Source organism: Ureibacillus endophyticus (assembly GCF_003628435.1).
GTDB lineage: Bacteria > Bacillota > Bacilli > Bacillales_A > Planococcaceae > Ureibacillus > Ureibacillus endophyticus.
The window spans coordinates 1-1,313 of record NZ_RBZN01000118.1 but is presented as its reverse complement, the minus strand read 5'-3'; the positions used below and the strand labels follow the sequence as shown (position 1 = coordinate 1,313).

General features: G+C 36.5%; 2 protein-coding genes. Both read right to left on the bottom strand.

Translation table 11 applies throughout. The annotated features are described in order from the left end of the window. Positions 1 to 38: 38 nt before the first annotated feature. Positions 39 to 902, bottom strand: coding sequence for an IS3 family transposase (locus D8M03_RS17565; protein WP_121216063.1), 864 nt, complete (start codon positions 900 to 902; stop codon positions 39 to 41). An 8-nt stretch (positions 903 to 910) separates the two neighbouring features. Next, positions 911 to 1,231, bottom strand: coding sequence for a helix-turn-helix domain-containing protein (locus D8M03_RS17560; RefSeq protein WP_121216062.1), 321 nt, complete (start codon positions 1,229 to 1,231; stop codon positions 911 to 913). Positions 1,232 to 1,313: the final 82 nt, after the last annotated feature.

Genomic DNA, 1,313 nt, shown 5'->3' with positions numbered 1-1,313 from the left:
TGGACTTACCCCAGTCAAGTAGACAGCTTTAAAAGAGACTAAGCAGCCATCTGGTGTCGATATTCTATCGGTGCCAGGTGGTTGAGTCGTTTTTGGAAGCGTTGGTAGTTATAAAAGTAAATGTATTCCTCCACAGCCTGTCTCACTTCATCTGCTGAATGATCATGTAATAAATACAAACACTCACTTTTAAAGTGCGAGAAGAATGACTCGATACATGCGTTATCATGGCAGTTCCCCTTGCGAGAATGACTACCAATCATGCCAAGTTGTTCAACTGTCTGATGATATTTAATGGATGTGTATTGGAAGCCTTGATCTGAGTGAATAATGCTTCGATACACATTTCTTTTTGCCGTCAATTCCTGTAGCGTATCCATCACTAATTCTAAATCGTTACGTTCGCTAATCTTCCAAGCAACAATTTCGTTGTTATATAAATCTTGCACAGCCGATAAGTAGAGGAATCCACTTTTCGTTGGTAAATATGTGATATCAGTGACGAATACTTCATTTTCTGTTCGCTCGTTAAATTGGCGCTTTAGTACATTATCAAATACACGTGACATCTGATTTTTCCATACACGACGCTTTTTACGGATAATTGAGTGAATGCCGAGTTCACACATTAATCGATAAACTTTCTTATGATTCACATGGAATCCTTTCTCCCGTAAAGCAATTTTCATGCGTGGATAACCATACATTTTATATTTCTGATGAATCGATAAAATGTGTTCCTTTAACACGATATCAGCTTGTTTACGGGATGATGTCTTACCGTTTTTAATCCACTTATAATAGCCTGAACGTTCTACTTTTGCCATTTCAGTCAGCCACGTAATAGGATAGCGATCTTTCATTTCCTCTATAATTTGATAACGATCTGGATAAGTTGGCATTCCTCCATTTACAGATTTGGATACTGCTTTTTTAAATATTCAACCTGAGCTTTATAGTAATCACGTTCTTCTTCTACACTATTAAAGTGAACACGTTTTCCTTTTAAGGGATTCTTCACACCTTTTGCGCCAGATCCTGAAGAAGGTAGGCGGTTAAAAGCTTCAATCGAACCTACTTCTTTATATTTTTGAACCCATCTTTCCACCTGAGTTTTACTTCGGAGGTTAAACTTTTTCGCAGTTGTTACATAGCTATCTTCACTATTTAAGTAAGATAAAACAACTTGTAATTTGAAATCATTTGAATAAGTATTGTTTTTTCTGGACATAGAAAAATCCCCTCTAAATAGACTGTTAGCTACAGATTACCGTAGCCTTTTTTACATTGTCTACTTAAAGGGGATAATATCA